Annotated in this window: 14 protein-coding genes; 2 read left to right on the plus strand and 12 right to left on the minus strand. The window is 56.0% G+C overall.

Annotated features, from left to right (window positions below; all coding sequences use genetic code 11):
* Both VFE46_08055 and VFE46_08060 read right to left on the minus strand, forming a co-directional pair.
* On the minus strand, nucleotides 1-440 hold a 440-nt coding region (locus VFE46_08055), incomplete at its 3' end, for a hypothetical protein (protein HZZ27945.1).
* 133 nt (nucleotides 441-573) lie between these two features.
* Nucleotides 574-1371 (minus strand): DUF1080 domain-containing protein, encoded by a 798-nt coding sequence (locus tag VFE46_08060; GenBank protein HZZ27946.1) that lies wholly within the window; start codon nucleotides 1369-1371, stop codon nucleotides 574-576.
* Between the two features lie 184 nt (nucleotides 1372-1555).
* Here VFE46_08060 and sppA point away from each other — a divergent pair, with 184 nt between their 5' ends.
* Nucleotides 1556-2662, plus strand: a complete 1107-nt coding sequence (sppA, locus tag VFE46_08065; protein HZZ27947.1) for a signal peptide peptidase SppA — start codon at nucleotides 1556-1558, stop codon at nucleotides 2660-2662.
* Here sppA and VFE46_08070 read toward each other — a convergent pair.
* From VFE46_08070 to VFE46_08080, 3 genes are all read right to left on the minus strand, one after another.
* On the minus strand, nucleotides 2659-3393 hold the full coding sequence (locus VFE46_08070) for a hypothetical protein (protein ID HZZ27948.1): 735 nt from the start codon (nucleotides 3391-3393) through the stop codon (nucleotides 2659-2661). The two genes, sppA and VFE46_08070, sit on opposite strands and share 4 nt — an antisense overlap.
* A gap of 341 nt (nucleotides 3394-3734) precedes the next feature.
* Nucleotides 3735-4355: a hypothetical protein gene (locus VFE46_08075; GenBank protein HZZ27949.1), complete on the minus strand. Its 621-nt coding sequence runs from the start codon at nucleotides 4353-4355 to the stop codon at nucleotides 3735-3737.
* A 213-nt stretch (nucleotides 4356-4568) separates the two neighbouring features.
* The gene (locus VFE46_08080) at nucleotides 4569-5582 is read right to left on the minus strand and encodes a MoxR family ATPase (GenBank protein HZZ27950.1); all 1014 of its coding nucleotides are present in this window, start codon (nucleotides 5580-5582) and stop codon (nucleotides 4569-4571) included.
* A gap of 227 nt (nucleotides 5583-5809) precedes the next feature.
* Between VFE46_08080 and uvrA the strand changes: the two genes are divergently transcribed.
* Nucleotides 5810-8806, plus strand: a complete 2997-nt coding sequence (uvrA, locus tag VFE46_08085) for an excinuclease ABC subunit UvrA (GenBank protein HZZ27951.1) — start codon at nucleotides 5810-5812, stop codon at nucleotides 8804-8806.
* 151 nt (nucleotides 8807-8957) lie between these two features.
* Here uvrA and VFE46_08090 read toward each other — a convergent pair whose 3' ends face one another.
* From VFE46_08090 to rmuC, 7 genes are all read right to left on the minus strand, one after another.
* Entirely contained in the window at nucleotides 8958-10274 is a 1317-nt protein-coding gene (locus tag VFE46_08090; protein HZZ27952.1) for an ABC transporter permease, read from the minus strand.
* A gap of 168 nt (nucleotides 10275-10442) precedes the next feature.
* Nucleotides 10443-11399, minus strand: a complete 957-nt coding sequence (locus VFE46_08095; GenBank protein ID HZZ27953.1) for an ATP-binding cassette domain-containing protein — start codon at nucleotides 11397-11399, stop codon at nucleotides 10443-10445.
* 122 nt (nucleotides 11400-11521) lie between these two features.
* Nucleotides 11522-11653, minus strand: coding sequence for a hypothetical protein (locus tag VFE46_08100; GenBank protein ID HZZ27954.1), 132 nt, complete (start codon nucleotides 11651-11653; stop codon nucleotides 11522-11524).
* Nucleotides 11654-12057: 404 nt separating this feature from the next.
* Nucleotides 12058-14469: a right-handed parallel beta-helix repeat-containing protein gene (locus tag VFE46_08105; GenBank protein ID HZZ27955.1), complete on the minus strand. Its 2412-nt coding sequence runs from the start codon at nucleotides 14467-14469 to the stop codon at nucleotides 12058-12060.
* The gene (locus tag VFE46_08110; protein HZZ27956.1) at nucleotides 14414-15157 is read right to left on the minus strand and encodes a hypothetical protein; all 744 of its coding nucleotides are present in this window, start codon (nucleotides 15155-15157) and stop codon (nucleotides 14414-14416) included. Before VFE46_08110 ends, VFE46_08105 begins: the two co-directional genes overlap by 56 nt.
* Before the next feature lie 817 nt (nucleotides 15158-15974).
* Nucleotides 15975-17237: a DegT/DnrJ/EryC1/StrS family aminotransferase gene (locus VFE46_08115; GenBank protein HZZ27957.1), complete on the minus strand. Its 1263-nt coding sequence runs from the start codon at nucleotides 17235-17237 to the stop codon at nucleotides 15975-15977.
* 122 nt (nucleotides 17238-17359) lie between these two features.
* A complete protein-coding gene (rmuC, locus tag VFE46_08120; GenBank protein HZZ27958.1) occupies nucleotides 17360-18769 on the minus strand; it encodes a DNA recombination protein RmuC in 1410 nt (469 codons plus the stop codon).
* Nucleotides 18770-18913 lie beyond the last annotated feature (144 nt).

Genomic DNA, 18913 nt, shown 5'->3' on the forward strand with positions numbered 1-18913 from the left:
GTGGCCAAGGCTTTGTCTTGCAGCGACAGATGATAAACCGCCAAAGCGTCGCTCGCCAAACCGCCGATCGGACTGTTCTGATCGCCAGCCAGCTTTTGCAGCTCGCCGGCGGCTTGCTCCTGCATGGCTTCCTGATCCTGATCCATCAACGATTGCAGCACACGTACCGCCCGATAGGAAATTTCCAAATCGTTGCCGCGCGCAGCCTGGGCCAAAGGAGCGATGGCCGGTTGGCCGGCGGCAACCAATTTCCGCACGGCTTCTTCCCGAGTGCGATAATCGGCCGAGCCCAACCGGGCAATCGCCGCATCGATGCCGCTTTGATCTGCCGCGGCGCTATGTTCCACGGTTGGTTGGGAGCTCGCGGGACCGGAGCTGGTCGATGTCGAAATACCCTCTTCCGCCAGCGCCGGCCGGCCAATCGCCAATGCCGCAATCAAAACGGCGAAACTTTGCCAGTGAATGGCCGTTCGATCAGCAAGCGGTCGGATTTTAAGCTGGAACGTTGGCATCTCGGCCAATTATAGCACATTGGCCCCCGTTCTTCGCCAGTAGTTTGATCAGCCAGCGTGCTTATTCGCTAGCAGGCTTTGCCGATTCGATGAACGGCTTAGGCGTCAACTCGCGAATCCAAATATTGCGAAAGCGGACCGGGTTGCCGTGGTTTTGAAGTTGCACGGGCGCTTTGTAAGCATGGGCCTCGTACGTGGGGGGATGGTCCCAGGAAGTCGATCCCTGAATTTCCGTGTGGTTTTGCACCAGCACGCCATTTTGCAGAACCGTAATGTAAGCGGGCTTACTTAATTTTCCTTTTTCATCGAACCACGGCGCTTCAAAAATAATGTCATAGGTTTGCCACTCGCCCGGCTTGCGGCAGACGTTCACCAACGGGGGCGATTGCTTGTAAATGGCGCCGCATTGACCGTCGTAATAGGTCAGATTGTGGTACGAATCGAGCACTTGCACTTCGTAGCGATTCATCAAAAACACGCCGCTATTGCCGCGGCCTTGGCTGGAGCCCTTCACCGCATCCGGCTCCGCCCATTCGACGTGCAATTGGCAATCGCCGAACGATTGCTTCGTGGTGGCGCCAGCTTGTTTTTCCGGAGACTTGGGGTTCACCGTTACCACGCCGTCTTTCACTTCCCAATCATCAGCGCCATTCCAGGCCGACATATCTTTCCCGTCGAACAGCACCGTGGCATCCGCGGGGGGACCGCCTGGCGGACCGGGATCGACAATCAGCGGTTCAGGATAAATTTTTCCCGATTTCCATTCCGCCGCCAACAAGGCCCAGCCTCCCGAAGCCAAGGCAATAACGATCAGCAACACGCGCAACATGGTTCGAGGCGTAAATTTTTCGTAGTTCATGAGATGAATCCGAGGTGCTGGGGACGGGGAATGCCGCTAAACTCCCTATCTTTCTTAATTCGTGAGGCCTTCCGATGCAACTATACCTTGAAAGAAAGGCCCAAAAACTCCGTCACCTCCGCGCCGCGGCGGCAAAGCTCTAAAATGCAACTCTGCTACTGCCTACCGCATAAGGAGTTTTGCCATGTCTTCCATTCTTCCTCCGTCCCATTCCGACGCTTCCAATTCCGGCGATAAACCGGTCCGCGTGCTCCTGCAAGATCAAAGCATGTTTGGCCGCTGGGGTCGTCGGATCCCCTGGATTGCGGCGATTATTGCCATCGGGTTTGCTTTGAGTTATCGCGCCGCTTATGACCAGTACTTGCAAAAGAATCCGCGCCTGGAGGAACGGTATGTTTCTCACTCCGAAACTGCGCAGCAAAAGGTGGCCATCATCACCATTGAAGGCACCATCATGCACAACGATGGTTTTGCCAAATGGCAGATTGACCAGGTGGCGAAAGATCCCGACGTGAAGGCCGTGGTGGTGCGCGTCGATTCCCCCGGCGGAACCGTCACGGGCAGCGATTATTTGTACCATCAATTGAAAATGCTCCGCGAAGGGGAAGGCACGGGCCGGAAAATTCCGCTGGTGGTAAGCATGGGAGGAATCGCCGCTAGCGGTGGATATTATTTGTCGATGGCCGCCGGCGACGTGCCCGACACCATTTTCGCCGAACGCACCACGTGGACCGGCTCCATCGGCGTCATCATTCCGCACTTCACGGTCGCCGATTTGCTGGAGAGCTGGAAAATCCAGGACGATTCCGTCGTCAGCGGCCCGTACAAGGAATTGGGCAGCCCCACGCAAAAACTTTCTCCCGAAATGGCGAAGAAGGAGCGTGCCATTTTGCAGGCTATGGTCGATCAAACGTTCGATCAATTCAAGGAAATTGTGGCCGACGCCCGGCCGCAGTTGGCCAACAATAAAGAAAACTTCGCCACCGCCACCACCGGTCAGGTATTCACCGCCAAGCAAGCGCTTGAACTAGGGCTGGTCGACAAGTTGGGCTTTGAGGAAGACGCGGTCGACCGGGCCATCGAATTGGCCAAGCTCGATCCGCGCAACGTGCGGGTAGTAAAGTACACCCTGCCACAAGGATTGGTGAATGCGATGTTGTTTGGACCGAGTTCCAGCGCGACAGGGCCCTCGGGTCAATTAAACCTTTCGGCCCTGATCGATTGGGCCACGCCGCGTTGTTACATGCTGTTCACCTGGCTGCCGCCCCTGGTGAGCAATCAAGCACGTTAAGGCTGTGTGGAATGCGGATTGCTTGGGGCCGCCGCGGGCTGAAATTTCCGCATGTGCGCTTCAATCATCTGGCCCAAGCCAGCGTGCAGCGCACTGCTGGTGGCGGCGCTGCTCAGCTTTTCCACGTTCTCCGGCGAAATATCGGACACGACATTCGCCAGCACCAAGTTTCCATCGCAGGCGGCTTCCACAAACACGCCTTTGATGGCCCCAGAACTGCGGCACACCCAAACGGTGACCATGTGATCTCCCTGGCGCGCTTTCAACATGCATTGCCAGTTTTCCGCATGCAGTTTGCCGTCGTAATGGGCAAGCAACTTGTCCGCCTGGTCAGACGGCTGCTTCATGCCCTGATAGATGCGAACCCGCGCTCCCTGCACTAGCTGGCCAAAGAGCTGGACGATTTGGCGGGCGGCGGCAAGTTGCTCGGTGGCCATTTTAGCGCCTTCGGCGCCAGATTTCGTGTCGGTCGATTGCGCCAGTGCATCGGCAACGCCGGCGACGGCTGCATCGCCAATGCCGAATAAATCGTGGAACATGCCTTGGCTTAAATCGAGTTCAATGGCGGCCGGCGGCGCATCGGCATAGTCGAATTCCACATTTCCCTGCGCGGCGGTAGATTTTGCCGCGGCTTCGTCTGCCCGCGCCGCGGCTGTCAGTAAGCCCACCAGAACAGCGCAAGCAATTCCCTCAACTAGGCCAAAAGTACGCGGAAATTTTGTGAACGACATGAAATGCTCCTTTCGCTAGGGATGGAAAACTTTGGCCACAGCCACGGCCGATCAAAGCGCACCGGCCGCTCCTTGATCGAGCCGATGCTACCACAATAGATTCGCCGCCCAGCGGTCAATCTTGGACGGTACGACCCATTTTTTAATGAAGCGAACGTTCGCACCACGAAAATAGCCGCACGAGCCGCCACTAGCCGGAGGCTCACAGCCTCCGGAGAACAACCACGGATTGTCCACACTGGCCAGTCTCCGGAGGGCGTGGCCCTCCGGCTATTCAAGCACTATTACTTAACGAAATCGCTGTTAACGAAAGCACCGCTACTCAACGCAAGCACTATTACTTAACGAAAGAAACCGCGCTTTTCCTGCCATTTCCAGCCGCGATGCTGGGGCAAATACGAGCTTACTAGATAATCGAAGTGCGACTTATTTTGGATGCGCTTTCGGCTAGCCCCTTCACTGAACCAACGCCGCCGCCCCTGATCTTTGTTAAACCGCCGCGAGAGGGACGACTTCAATGAGACCCGCACCTGTTTCCATGTGTGCGCCGAGCGCCAGCTTACCAGCGTATGCACGTGGCTGGCGGTCGTGGCGACAAAATGCAGCCGCCAGTTTTGCTTGACGCACGATGTGACTAATTCGTCAATTAGCAATCGTTGAAGCTGCGCATTGAATTTCACTTCCTCATCGACCGTCTGTCGTTTGTAGATGTTCGAAAGCGCTCGATTCGGCGGCAAGATTCCCTCATGGCGACGCACGAACCCGCGTTGCCGGTCCGGCATCCAAGAGCAGTAAGCGTGATAAGTGAATAAGTAAACCGGCACGGCAAATGCCTCGAACTTAGCCAGCTCGACGAGTAGAACACTAGCCCGCTGGTCTTTCACTAGGAGGCCTCCGGAGAACAACCGCTGATTGTCCACTCGAAAACCTACAACCGCTAGTCCCGCTAGCCGGAAGCTCATAGCCTCCGGAGAACAACGACTGGTTGTCCACCACTGGCCCGTCTCCGGAGGGCGTGGCCCTCCGGCTAAAAAAGAATCAATGCTAAAAATGCTAAATAAGAATCAATGTATCGTTTCGCGAAATATGCCGCACCGCTCGCTGTGTCACACTGCTTACTGCCGCATTGCTTACTATGCCACATTGCTTACGCTGCGGCCTCCGCGCCGCTTTCCTTAAGCGGCTGCTTCGCCGGATTTTTCTGGGAGCTTTTCCAGAATTTCCGACAGCACGTGGTCGGTGTCGATGCCTTCGGCCTGGGCTTCGAAATTGACAATCACCCGGTGCCGCAGCGCCGGCAAATACACTCGCCGGATGTCTTCAAAGCTCACGTTGTAGCGGCCTTCCAGCAAGGCCCGGACTTTGGCGGCCAGCGCCAGCGTTTGCGCTCCTCGCGGACTAGCGCCCCAGCGCAAATATTGATTGGTGATGGGCAGCGCAAACTCACCGGTCGGATGCGTGGCCAAGATGAGCCGCACGATGTAATCTTGCACGTGCTTCGCCAGAATGACCTCGCGCACCAAGTGCTGCCATTTCAAAATTTCCGGTCCGTCCATCACTTTGTCAGGCTCGATAATTTCCCCCCGCGTAGTGCGGTCGATGATGGTCGCCAATTCGTCGCGGCCGGAGTAACCGACCAGCAGCTTGAAAAAGAATCGATCCAACTGCGCTTCCGGCAGCGGATACGTGCCTTCCTGCTCGATGGGGTTTTGCGTGGCCAGCACAAAGAACGGCAGCTGCAATTGATGCACTTTCCCGGCCACGGTGACGGAAAACTCTTGCATGGTTTCCAACATGGCCGATTGCGTTTTCGGCGTGGCGCGATTGATTTCGTCGGCCAGGCACAACTGCGTGAAAATCGGCCCTTGTTGAAACTCGAAAAATCGCTTCCCATCGGGCGATTCCATCACCATGTTGGTGCCGATGATGTCGGCCGGCATGAGATCGGGCGTGAACTGAATCCGCGAAAAATGCAGATCGAGTGTTTTGGCCAGCGTGCGCACCAGCAGCGTTTTTCCCAGCCCCGGCACGCCTTCCAGCAAGCAATGCCCACCCACCAACAGACACGTGAGCACGCCGTGCACAATGTCGTCATGGCCGACAATGACTCGCCCCACCTGCTCTTTCACCGCTTGATACCGGGTCCGAAATTCTTCGGCCCGTTGTTGCATTTGTTCGCCGATGGACATGGGAATTGCTGAGGTGGAAATGTCGTAAATTGTGCCTGAAGTATCGGAACAGCCGTGCCATTCTGGCTGAGCGCGCGGTGCAATGCAACTGTCGGCCGGAATATACATGCTTGCGAAATGGATGCCCAGATGCAAACGTCGGGCGTCTCTGTACGGGTCACGATTCGCCAAGTACGCTAAGTAGTTTGGGAAACTGTCGAAATTGCTGCCTGGAGCATACGGTGCAAATGGAGCAGTCTAAACCCACGAGCGCGACGGCCAGCGAGCAAGCCGCAGACGGCGAGTTCATCAGCATTCGGGGCGCGCGGGTTCATAATTTGAAGGGCATCGATGTCGACATTCCCCGCAACCAGCTCGTAGTCATCACCGGCGTCAGCGGATCGGGCAAAAGCTCGCTGGCCATCGATACCATTTTTGCCGAAGGGCAGCGGCAGTACATCCAAAGCCTGTCGGTGTACGCCCGGCAATTTGTACACCAGATGGAGCGGCCCGATGTCGATTTCATCGAAGGTCTGCAGCCGACCATTGCCATCGATCAGCGCGCCGGCTACGCCAATCCGCGCAGCACGGTCGCCACCGTGACCGAAATTTACGATTATTTGCGGCTGCTCGTATCGCGGCTGGGGACCGCTTATTGCTACCAGTGCGGCACGCCCATTCGGCAGCAATCGCCCGAGGAAATTAACGCGGAACTGCTGCAATTTCCCGCAGGCACGAAAATCATGGTTTTGGCTCCCATGCTCCGCGGCCGCAAAGGGCAACACCAGGAAGTGTTCGAAGCCATTCGCAAAGCCGGCTTCCAACGCGCCCGGGTGGATGGCGAAGTGCTCGATATCGGAGGCGAGCCGCCGGAATTAGCCCCGCGAAAAAATCACACGATTGAAGCGGTGGTCGATCGCATCGTCATTCGCGAAGGCATTGACGACCGGTTGGCCGAGTCGCTCAACCTGGCCATTACGCATGGCGAAGGGTCCGTGCTGGTGGCGTCTCAGCTGCGCGATGCAAGTGGCCCCAGCACCGGCCCATGGCGCGATCAGTTATTCAGCACGCTCTACGCCTGCCCGAATTGCAAAATCAATTACGAGGAGCTGGAGCCGCGCACGTTCAGCTTCAACAGTCCTTACGGAGCGTGCCCAACCTGCGAAGGGCTAGGGGCGCGGGAAGAATTCGATCCGGAGCTGCTCTTGGGCGATGAGCAACTTTCGCTAGCCAAAGGATTGGTGGTTCCCTGGAAAAACGACACGCCGGCGCAAGCCAAGCGGCATCAACAGGCCCTGGCGGAGTTTTTACAAGCGCACCATTTAACCTGGGATACCCCTTACGCCCAGTGGAAGCCGTCCACACGCGAAAAGTTTTTACGAGGCACAAATCTCCCTCTCCCCGCACGGGAGAGGGCCGGGGTGATGGGGGCTGCAGAATCGGCAGACACTTTCCTGGGCCTCCTGACGCTGTTGGAAAAAGAGTTTGCCACCGCCACCAAAGTTGCCGATCAAGAACGGTTAGCTGCCTTTCGCGGCCAAGTGGTTTGCCAAGCCTGCGGCGGCGCACGGTTGCGGCCCGAAGCCCGCAGCGTTCGCATCGGCGGCAAAGCCATTCACGAAATCACGGCGCTCACGGTGCAGCAAGCGAGCCGGTTTTTCGAAGCGCTTCCCTCCGAGATTGCCGAGGACGATTCGCCCATTTTCCAGCCGCTGTCGGCGGAAATTAGCTCGCGCTTGGCGTTTCTGGAGCAAGTCGGCCTGAATTATCTCACGCTTGATCGGGCGGCAGATACTCTCAGCGGCGGCGAGTTGCAGCGCGTTCGCTTGGCCACGGGCATTGGTTCCGGGCTGGTAGGCGTGTGTTACGTGCTGGATGAACCTTCCATCGGCCTGCACCCGCGCGACAACCAACGGCTGATTGTGGCGCTGCGAGATTTGCAATCGCAAGGCAACACGGTGCTGGTGGTGGAACACGATGCCGACATGATGCGCCAGGCCGACGATTTGCTCGATCTGGGTCCCGGCGCCGGCGCGCACGGGGGCCACATTGTGGCGCATGGCCCGCCCACCGCCGTGGCCGCTGACCCCAATTCTCTTACGGGCCGTTATCTGTCCGGCGCGGCGGCCATTCCCGTATCCACCGAGCGCCGCCGCGGAACAAAAACGCGCTCCATCACGCTGGAAGGGGTCACCACCAACAATTTGAAAAATGTCGACGCCCGCTTTCCCTTGGGCGTATTTATTTGCATCACAGGCGTTAGCGGCTCGGGCAAAAGCTCGCTGATCAACGAAACGCTGGCCCGCGCACTGGTGCGCCGCTTAGCCGGCCAGGGCCCCAAGCCCGGCCCGCACACCAGCCTGCGGGGCGTGAATCAGATCGATAAAATCATCGTGATCGACCAAGCTCCCATTGGCCGCTCGCCGCGCAGCAACCCGGCAACCTATGTCGGCATTTTCGACGAAATCCGAAAAGTGTTCGCTTCCACGCCGCAATCCAAAGAGCGTGGCTACACCGCCGGCCGCTTCAGCTTTAACGTGCCCGCGGCGGGTTCGAGCAAGTCGAAAGCTGCGGCCGCCACGCCGGAGGCTGCCAGTAAGCCGCGCGCGGTGCCCAAGGGAGGCCGCTGCGAGGAATGCCAAGGCTACGGCGCGAAAAAAATTGAAATGCAATTTCTCCCCGATTTGTACGTCACCTGCCCAGTCTGCGAGGGAAAACGCTTCAACCGCCAAACGTTGGAGGTGAAATTCAAAAATCTGTCGATTGCCGACGTGCTCGATTTGCGCATCGACGAAGCCGCCGCCGTGTTCGAAAACATTCCTCTCATTGCGCGGCCGCTTCGCAGCCTGCAAGAAGTGGGGCTGGGCTACCTCACGCTCGGCCAATCGGCCACCACGCTTTCCGGCGGCGAAGCCCAGCGCGTCAAGCTCGCTACTGAGCTAGCCCGTGTGGAAACCGGCAGCACGCTGTACTTGCTCGACGAGCCCACCACCGGCCTGCACTTTGACGACGTTCGCAAATTGCTGGAAGTGCTCCAGCGCCTGGTCGATTTGGGCAACACCGTGATGGTGATCGAGCACAATTTGGACGTGATGAAATGTGCGGATTGGATTATCGATTTGGGGCCCGAAGGGGGCGAAGCCGGCGGCTACATTGTTGCCGAAGGCACCCCCGAAGAAGTTGCCGCCCTGCCCGACAATCACACCGGCCGGCTGCTTAAGCCGCTGCTTGGCGGCGCGCCATAAACCGCCGCCCGCTGTGTGCTGCCTGCCGCTTGCTTACGCGCGCGGCTCTGCGTATTCACGCGATCCGCTAGCGCGTCGCGGCTAAACTCGACATTGCAAATCGTTCCGGATTCCCATTCCCCATTCTGCCTTCTGCCTTCTGCCTTCTGCCTCATCCCCGCACCACCCAGCGGGCCAATTCATTCAGCTTCGGGGCCTTTCCCTGGGCAAGTATTCCAATCCGGAACACGCGCCCGGCGGCAAACACACACACCATGGCGGTCACCAGCACCAACAAAATCCCCAGCGCCGCTTGCCACATGGGAACCATCGGCGAGGCCGCCAGCCGCAGCAGCATTAACATGGGCGTGGCCGGCGGAAACAGCGATACCCAAACCGCAAAACTGCTCAGTGGTTCTTGCAGCACGTTGAACCACACCATCAACGGAAAAATCATGAACAACATGGCCGGCATCAACAGCGATTGTGAATCTTTCAAATCGGAACAGGCCGCCCCCACGGCAATGAACACGGACCCATACAACACCGATGCCAGAATTTCGAACGTCAAAAACCAGCCGATCAGCCACAGCGGCAGCATGTCGGCATATCCATAGTGTGCCGCCACCAGGTAACCGCCCAACATGTACAACCCCACTATCGAAAGCGCCACGCACACGTTGCCAATCAGCTTGCCCATCATCAGTTGGAATGGACTGGCGGAGCCCAACAGCACTTCGGCAATCCGCTGCTGTTTTTCCTCCAGCACGCTGGTGAGCATCGGTTGGCACACAATCATCAAAGACATGAACATTAACATGACCAAACCGAAGGGAATGAAAAGGTTCAGATTCCGCGCTCCCTGGTCCGCATTGCGAATTTCGCCGCCCGCGGAATGACTGAATAATCCCAATTCTTCAATGCCCACGGGCATGACCACCTTGGCCACCGTCGCCGAGTCCAAGCCCGAATCTTGCAAGCGCAGGGCGAACGTTACTCGCTGGATGCTTTGCATGAGCCAACGGGCAACGTCATCGTGGGCAATGCTTTCGGAATACACGCGCACCGGCGTTTGGTTTTGGGCTTTGTCTTTCCCCGGCTGCAAGGCGTCGGCATCGATTTCCACGAACGCAAAAATTTCGTTGTGGCGAATGCGATCGGAAAGCTCCAGCCGCTCTTCGTCGGTCACGGCACTGGCGGGGCCTTGCTCCAGTGCAATGCCGCCGCGGGCTTTCTTTCCAGAAGCTTCATTTTTTTCCGCAGAGCCGTTCCGTTGTTCGGCCATGGCTTCCAGCGGCGCGAAGATACGCCCGGTGCCGTCCAGCACGACCACCTTTTTTTCGCTCACATCCACCCGGCCGTTCAAAAACACTTGCAAGAAAATTCCGCCCAACATGAATATCGGCATCAGCACCAGCGAAATGATGAACGCCTTAGTGCGCACCAGCGCTTGATATTCCCGCCGCGCAATGATCATCGTTTTACGCACGCTGAATCTCCTGTCGGACTGCCGGCTGCTGCATCGTTCAATCTGCGATCTGCATTCATCGCTCCGCTACCGCGTCGCGGCTAAACTTTTCACCGCGAATCACTCCGCATTCATCATTCCGCATTCTCTATTCCCCATTCCCCATTCGAAACTCACCCCATCACCCGCTCATCCCATCACCTCTACATCCGCGCGCTGCCCGCTGCCCGCCGCCTGCTGCGCACTACCCGCTGCCTGGGGTCCGGCAATCCGCACAAAAATATCGTGCAGCGACGGCCGCGTAATTTCGAACCGTTCGATCCGCGTGCGCCGGGCCAGTTCCGCGAGCAGCGATTGCGAATCGGTTCCCGGAGCAATCCGCAATTCTTGATCGCGCCCATAATCGTTCACGTGAATCACGCCCGGCAAATTTTCCAACACCCCGTTCCCCTGAGCGGTGCGGATCCGAATGGTGTCTTCCCCATATTGGCTTTGGATGGCGGCCAGCGTGCCATCCAAAACTTTTCGGCCGCGGAAAATCATGAAAATGGTGTCGCACATTCGCTCGGCCACGTCCATATCGTGCGTGGAGAAGATGACCGTGGTCCCCCGTTTTTTCAGCGCCAGCACAATGTCCTTCAGCGTTTCCATATTGACCGGGTCCAGCCCGCTGAACGGCTCGTCCAAAATCACCAGCTCCGGCTCGGCAATCACCGCCGCAATGAATTGCACTTTTTGCGACATGCCCTTGGAGAGCGCGTCCACGCGCTTGTCGGCCCAGGCGGTTAAATCCAGGCGGGCCAGCCACTCGTCGATGGCCGCGCGGCACTGGCGCCGGCCTTTCAATTCCGCGTGAAATCGCAGCACGTCGCGGATGCGCATTTTTTTGTACAGTCCGCGCTCTTCCGGCAGGTACCCAATGCGATCGTCGGCTGCCGCGCCGTGTTCCAATCCCAGCACGCGCACAGTTCCCTGGTCGGGATAGAAAATCCGCAAAATCATCCGCAGCGTGGTGGTTTTCCCCGAGCCGTTGGGGCCGATGAACCCATACACGCTGCCGGCCGGCACCGCCAAATCGAGCGCATCGACAGCCGTGTGCTGGCCAAAGCGCTTGGTCACGCCGCTTAATTCCACCGCACTGGTCATGAAGTTTCCCAAACGACGTTGGAGTATTGAACAATGGATTCCCGGCGCGCTGATTAGATAGCCCGACCGTGCCACTCGGGAAGCCCGATCACCCGTTCATACCCCGGTATTCGCCCAAAGTTTCAGATTCTTGGAACGAATGCAAGTAATTTGGACGCAATCGGCCTGCCCATCAAGGCTTTCGAACAAGTTTCGCCAGAAACGGCACTGATGAAGACATTGGCGTCGAACACCACGCGGAGTTCATTCGCCATTGAATAACTCCGCGAGTAGTTCTGGCGTCAAGCCGTTGCGCTGTGCGTCGGCGCCAATCTCATTCATCACTTGCCGAAGTGATTTTTGCGAATCTAAAGTCAATTCGCGGAGCCGCAAATTAAGCAACAATTCAATTTTTCGCCGATTCTCCGGCGACCTGTGTGTTTATGATCTCTTGGCCGATGAGCATCGGGTGGTGCTCAAGGGGGAAGTCTTCCAAGAACTCTTCCGCGACGCGCGACCTTCCTGGATGCCGGCGCGAAAATCGAAATAGAAATGCAACCTTGCTTCTGAAGAATGTGTTGACGTTCTTGCAGCGAAGATGGTTTTCTCCCGCTCCCTGGATGGGAGAGGGCCGGGGTGAGGGTGCGGAACGCCTGTCATGCATCCTTGTGCGCGACCATCAAACCGGGAACGTCAAAAGGTTCACCTGCCAGTTCGCCGACGACGTGATAACATTTATATCTCCCAGGTCGACAATAGTGTCCGTGTTTACGTTCCCATCATTCCACCCGCCAACGTGCTGCCAATTGCTCGGGTTGGTAACGACGCTGATGTCTCCTAGGTTAACACTATTATCTTGATTCGCGTCTCCGGGCAGAATCGTAAAGTAAAATGCGAAGCTTCCCCCCGCCGTGCCGTTCCCAGAATTCCCCGATTGGCTTGAAGTCTGTGTCACTGTTGTCGGGTTGGTCCAATCGCCATCCAGCTTGTTGCCCGCCAAATCGATGATTGTCTCGGGCAGATCGATTTCAATTTGATCGGCAACGAAAGGACTGGCAAATATCCAGTGGGCAGTGTGAGTGGAGCTATCGTAACCAAATCCGCCGCTGGCTAGTGTGTACGTGCTGTGTGCATACCAGCTAACCAGCGAAAGGTCACCGGAAGATACATTCACGTCTTCAGAAAATTGCACTAAAATTTCATTTGCCGAGGCGACGGGAACCGTTTGTAATTGCACGCCTGAACCAGTCAGCACGCCATAACTGTCTTGTATCGTGCCGCCGCTATTCCGGGCGATGGTTACGCCGGTAATCACCGGCGGCGTGGCGGCCGACACCACCAGGGCGTTGGAAAACTCCGAGGTGCTGCCGGTGAAAGTCGTCAAATTCTCCGTCGCCGTCGCGGTGATGTATTTGCCAACGGCGACTGACAAGTTTTCGCGCAGCAGGGCAAAGCCAGTTCCGTCGGTTGTAATAATTTCTCGATCTAAGAATGTTGTTCCCTCGCCATACCCTGACGCATCCGGTGAATTTGATGAGTAAAGCTCGAGTATAAACTGCTGAGATGGAATACTGTCGATTTCAACTTCGACGTGAGTGCTGCCTGTTATACTATTTTGTTCAGCATACCTTATGATTGGAGAATTCTGCAGATCGTTGGGCCCCGCATCGGCGTCACCAATGTCATTTGTATCTTGGCCAATCGCTCCAATGTCAATTCCCAAACCACCGTTGGAGAAAATTGAGTTTTTGGAAAACTTGTTGTCCGTTCCACCTGTTGAATCGATGAAAATTCCACGATTTGTGTTGTTGGCAATTATGTTTTGAGCGACATAGTTTGCGCTGGCGCCATTGGTAATCAAAACTCCATTGTCTCCGTTGCCCAGAGCTGCAGCACCATTCTTACCTATTCCGATATTGTTGAATTCAGCGATGATGCCATCGATATGCGCACCGGAGAGTCGTATCCCGTTTTCTACGTTGCTGGATATGACGTTAATGTTGCTGCTATTTCCCAATGGATCGCCGATTGTGATCGTTGGATTTGTAGATACGGTGTTGACAATTTCAATTCCGTTACCGAAATTCCCCAATGCGGCGTTTCCTGTGTTATCTGTGCCAACGAAATTCCCTAGCAAGGAAAAATTGGCGTCGGTAACTAGGTTTGTCATTACAATACCGTCGCCGTGGTTGCCTGAAACCACGTTGTCGTCGATGGCAAAGTCGACTGTCTGACTGGTTGTTGAACTACTACTGATGTCGATTCCATTTCCTGTATTGGCCACTGCGGATGTTTCCGAAGCATTTGTGCCAATGGCGTTGTCTTCAATATGAACCGTACCTCCGCTCACAACATGCAAGATTCGAATGCCATCGCCATCGTTCCCAGATATCAGGTTATTATGAATATTTTCTCCAGCCGCAGAATCAACGTGAATGCCGTCGAGTGTGTTGCCAAAATCAACCGTTCCATCGACATTAGTGCCAATGTAATTATTCTGGATTTCAACGCTTGGAGTTCCGGAAACGACGATTCCGTGGCCATAATTGCTTGAGACGATGCACGATTCCACGTTGTTAATCTCGTCGTTAATCGTGTTGAATTCGATTCCATATGCGTTATTGCTCGTCGACACGCCGTTTAAAGCGATCTCGCAAAATCGCACCTGTAGGCTTCCATTACCGGTTACTAGAACACCGCCGCCAGGAAAACCCGCCACAGTCACCTGCAATAGATTTGAGCCGCTTGACCCATTGCCGAAGATTAGTCCTTGTCCAGTGCCTCCAAACCCGCTTCCTGGCTCGAGGGTTACAAAGGGTGCGCCGACGCTATTGCTGCCGATGGATACCGGCCCAATGATCGTTGGAAGCGCTGAATTTAACGATATTGCCTGGCCATTGAGTGAAGAAGCAAAAACGATTTCATCATCGTCGGTGAATTGATTTGCTTGGCTAATTGCCCATCGCAGTGTGCCAGTATCTGTACTTGTACCGTCGTCCGTGCGTGTAACAGTGAATGTACTTCCTGAAAGTAAATTACGTGTCTCGAGTGCCTCGAACGATAACCTGCGGCGGATGGCAATTCTGCTCATAGATGTTTTTCTTGCAAAAACGAACGGGAACTAAACGGATTGATGGACTGGATTTTTTGAAAAGAAATAGACCCACCAAGATACCGGCCACTGCCAGCTCGCTGCTAGAGGGTTCGGGCACTGTATAATTCACTTCCAAGGTGGGCCGCCACGTTGACTGAGAGTTTTCGTTGCTTGCGAAATTCAATAAACTGATCGAATTGACGCTAAGGCCGAAGCCTGCAATTTCGGCTTGACTTGCCATCAGATCATTCAAACCTGCTGTTACATCGAACCGATTCGGTGTCAGGGGTATGGGATCGGATGCCGGAAAGCTAACTTCAAGAATTGGATTACCAGCATTAAAGTCGCTCAATTGAATCACACCGTCGCCGACATAGCCATTCACGACAAAGTCGGCTGTATGATTATCCCGCGCCGTCATAGTAAGTAGTAAATAGGCGCTTTGAATCTGTGCCGACGATGGAATCATTGCTAGATCGAATTCAAGGGCTGCACGCTGCGAAGTCGGTGCGCCCGTTTCTGCCCGTAATTGAGAATCGTTTTGCGGTAGTAACAGTTCAAAAATTCCGTCTCCATTATCATCTTCCGCAGATCCATCTACGATGGGCAAAAGACTAATCGTGTCGGCGCGCAATTGCATCGAGAGGCCGATCACGATGAATATTACTGGTGTGAAATTTCGCATGGCATATCCTCCGTGAAATTGCTCGCTGTAAGTTCACGCAGCAACCCATTGCCGCCAGCGAGCGCCGCTCATTGTAAACGACGCCAGCGCGAGCCAAAAGCTCGACGGCTCCGAATTGGTGAAAAATTGTTTGGATCGTCAACCGATCCGCATGCAGCGGGCGGCGGGCGGGAAGTGGTGGGTGAATTCAAATGCGGAGTGAGGAGTGGGGAGTGTGGAATGCCGAACTTCAGCAACGAGTTTAGCCGCGACGCGCAAGCGGAGCGCGCAGATAGCCCATTGCGTGCGGGATCGGCGGCGGGCAGCAGGCCGCCAGACACCATGCCCTAGACCCACCTCTTGAAATTGGGCCAGGCGATCGGGTAGAATCTGGACATGTACAAAAGTATAGTATTGCTGTATTACTGCTTGGTGGTCTGGTGCCTGGTGTCTGGGGGTTTGCGTATGGTAGCGGAACGCGACCAACGGTCGCGGCTTTATATAAGAGCAAATGATCGAACCGATGAACACTTCGCATTCGACTCCTCGTCCCCAGTCCCTGGCCTCTAACCCCTAGTTCCTAATCTCTCCGATGTCCAACAATTCGCCAACAATGAACATCGCTGGACGAAAATCGAATCGATTCTGTCGCCTGCCGGCGCGCGGCAAATCGCGAATTTGCAGCGCCGGTGCGAGCGCGGCCCTGACGAAACAGGTCGGTTGTGTCCGACGAATGAAAATCGTGGACGAAACCGATTTGCCGGCGCACATCGGCAGGCGGCGCCGGAAAATGGCGCGCGAAAATTTACCATCGCTGGCGAGTTGGGGCCGCGCAGAATTAACGCTTTACTTCGGTGCTTTTAGGCTGCAAGAATTTCGGCCGAGGAATTTGTTTGGCGCCTGCCGGGGCACTTCGGCTTTCTGCGGAAGCCGCGTTGGGCGGGGCAGCCGGGGAAGATTTCCGAGCAGCGCCAAAGAAATTTGCAATGGAAGCGACCACAATTTGCTGCTCGGGGGCAGTGAGCTCCGGAAAGATGGGCAGGGCCAAAGTTTCGCGGGCCGCCAATTCAGTTTCCGACAGGCTGCCCAAGGGATAGCCCAGCGAGGTGAAACACTTTTGCTCGTGCAGGGGCACCGGATAATAAATTTCGGTGCCGATTTTTGCGGCGGTAAGGTGCTGCCGAAGCTCGTTCCGGCGGCCATCGGGCACGCGAATGGTGTACTGATTCCAGACATGCTTGGCGGCCCGAGCGGTATGCGGGAGTGCGATGATTTTGTCCAGCCCGTATTCGGCGAACAGCATGTGGTAACGATCGGCGTTGGTTTGCCGCTGGCGAGCCCAATGATCCAGATGCGGGAGCTTCACGTTGAGGACGGCGGCCTGGAGAGTATCGAGCCGGCTGTTGATGCCGACGACGTGATGATGGTAGCGTGGTTCCATGCCATGACCGCGCAAGAGGCGGAGCTTGGCGGCCAGCTCGTCATGATCGGTGGTGAGCAATCCGCCATCGCCCATGCCGCCGAGATTCTTCGTGGGATAGAAGCTGAAGCAGCCCATGTCGCCCAGCGTGCCGGCACTGCGGCCGGCGTAGGCGGCGCCGATGGCCTGGCAGGCATCTTCGATGATGGGCAAGCTGTGCTTGGCGGCGACGCGGCCAATTTCATCCATGGCGGCGCACTGCCCGAACAAGTGCACCGGAATGATGGCCTTGGTTTGCGGCGAAATGAGCGGGGCGATTTTCGCGGGATCGATGTTGAACGTGGCGGGCTCAATGTCGCAGAAGACCGGTTCGGCCCCCAACCGCCACACAGCGCTGGCCGTGGCGAAGAACGTGTAACTGGGGCAAATGACTTCGTCCCCCTCGCCGATGTTCAGCGCCATGAGGGCCAGCAGCAAGGCATCGCTGCCAGAGGCACAAGCGATGGCGTGCCGGGCGCCGGTGTAAGCGGCGACGGCGCGTTCCAACTGCTCGCACTCCGGACCCAAGATGTACCGTCCGCTGTCGCAAACCTGCGTGACGGCGGCCAGCAATTGTTCCCGAAGCGGCTCGTACTGCCGTTTGACATCCAGAAGCGGAACCGGGTGCGAGGCGTGATCCATGGACGAATCCTTTCATCCGCGAAGGAGGCGATAACCACAAGCGACGGGCCGCTAGCAGTGCTAGCGGAGAGGCTAGGCCGACAAAAAATCGGGCCAGAGAATAGAAAGCGGGCGCTGGCAGGTCAAGAGTGGCTTTCGGCGCTGCTTTGGCCATTGGCCGTTGCCAGGAGCAGCTCTTGGCGACGTATTTCTCGAACATCGAGTTCCAAGGGCTCGAGTTCCTGCAGCACTTTGGTCGACGGCGCTGCGCCCAATTCGGAGAAGCGGCGGGCACTGAAAAATACACTGTTTTCCAATCGCGAGACCGCATCATTGTAGCAGTTCACCGATGACTTCAGATTACTTCCCAGCAACTGAAACGCTTGCGAAAGCCCAGCCAATGCCTCGTAGAGTTTTTTACCCAACTGGCTTACTTCGAGAGCACTTTCGGCGAGCTTTTCCTGCTGCCAATACAAGGCGACGGCGCGCAGTAAAGCGATTAGCGTGGAGGGAGTGGCCACAATCACGCGCTGGTCCCAAGCCATTTTGATTAACTCTTGTTCCTGCTGCTGAGCCGCGTAAAAGAATGTTTCACCAGGCAGAAACAGGACGACAAAGTCGGGTGATTCATCAAACATTTTCCAGTATTCTTTTTTACCCAAATCGTTGATGTGCTTGAGCAAATTCCGGGAATAATCGACGAGGCATTCACGGCGAACTTCGTCGTCAGAAGCGTTCGCGGCTTCCAGCAAAGCGGAAAGCGGGACTTTGGCGTCGACCGCAATGCGGCGATTGCCCGGCAGATTGACAACCACATCGGGGCGCAACCGGCCCTCCTGACACGTGCCGGAAAATTGCTCATCGAAATCACAATGATCGATCATGCCTGCCATTTTCATCACCTGACGCAACTGCATTTGCCCCCAATCGCCGGCGACATTGGACGATTTGAGTGCACCGGCCAAATTTGCGGCTTCTTTTTGCAGTTGTTGACCCGTTTGCTGAAGAGATTGCACTTGGGTTCGCAGCTCCGAATATGCTCCTTGCCGAGCAACTTCGATTTCCTGGATTTTCGTTTCGAATTTTGTGAGTGCATCTTTGACTGGCATGACCATGGCTCCGATGGCTTCCTCCCTCTGCTTCAATTCCCCTTTGGCAGTTTCCTGCTCAGTGTGAAAAGCGGATTTGGCCAGATCAAGGAACTGTTGGTTGTTGGATTTGAGCGCCTCGGCGGCCAATGCATTGAAAGCATCTTTCAACTTATGCTCAGCTTGCTGGATCAGCGCAAGCTTTTCTGCCGTTTGCTTCCGCTCTTCTAGCAAGGTGACTTCGAGCGCGATTTTTTCCGTTTCGAGGCGAGTGTTGGCGGTACGAAGATTAGAGAGTTCGAGTTGGAGTTGAGTTTCGCGGTGCTGTAAAGCTTCGACAACATCCTGTTGGGCCGATAAGCGTTCTGCGATAGCCCCTCTCTTTGCTTGCAAGATTACCCAGACAAAAGCGGCTCCTAAAATAAAACCCACCAGCAAAGCAGGGGCCACCCAAAGTGCATTCATGTGTCCACCGTGACAGCGAGATGTATTCCGTTAGCGACAAAAAACCTCGGGCATGTACAGCAGTTCATGCACAGGCAATATCGCACGGAGTGGCGCGCAACGCAAGCGGGGATGAAAGACCGCTGTATTTGCTGGGACAACATC

This window comes from Pirellulales bacterium (assembly GCA_035656635.1).
In the GTDB taxonomy this organism is placed as follows: Bacteria; Planctomycetota; Planctomycetia; order Pirellulales; family JADZDJ01; genus DATJYL01.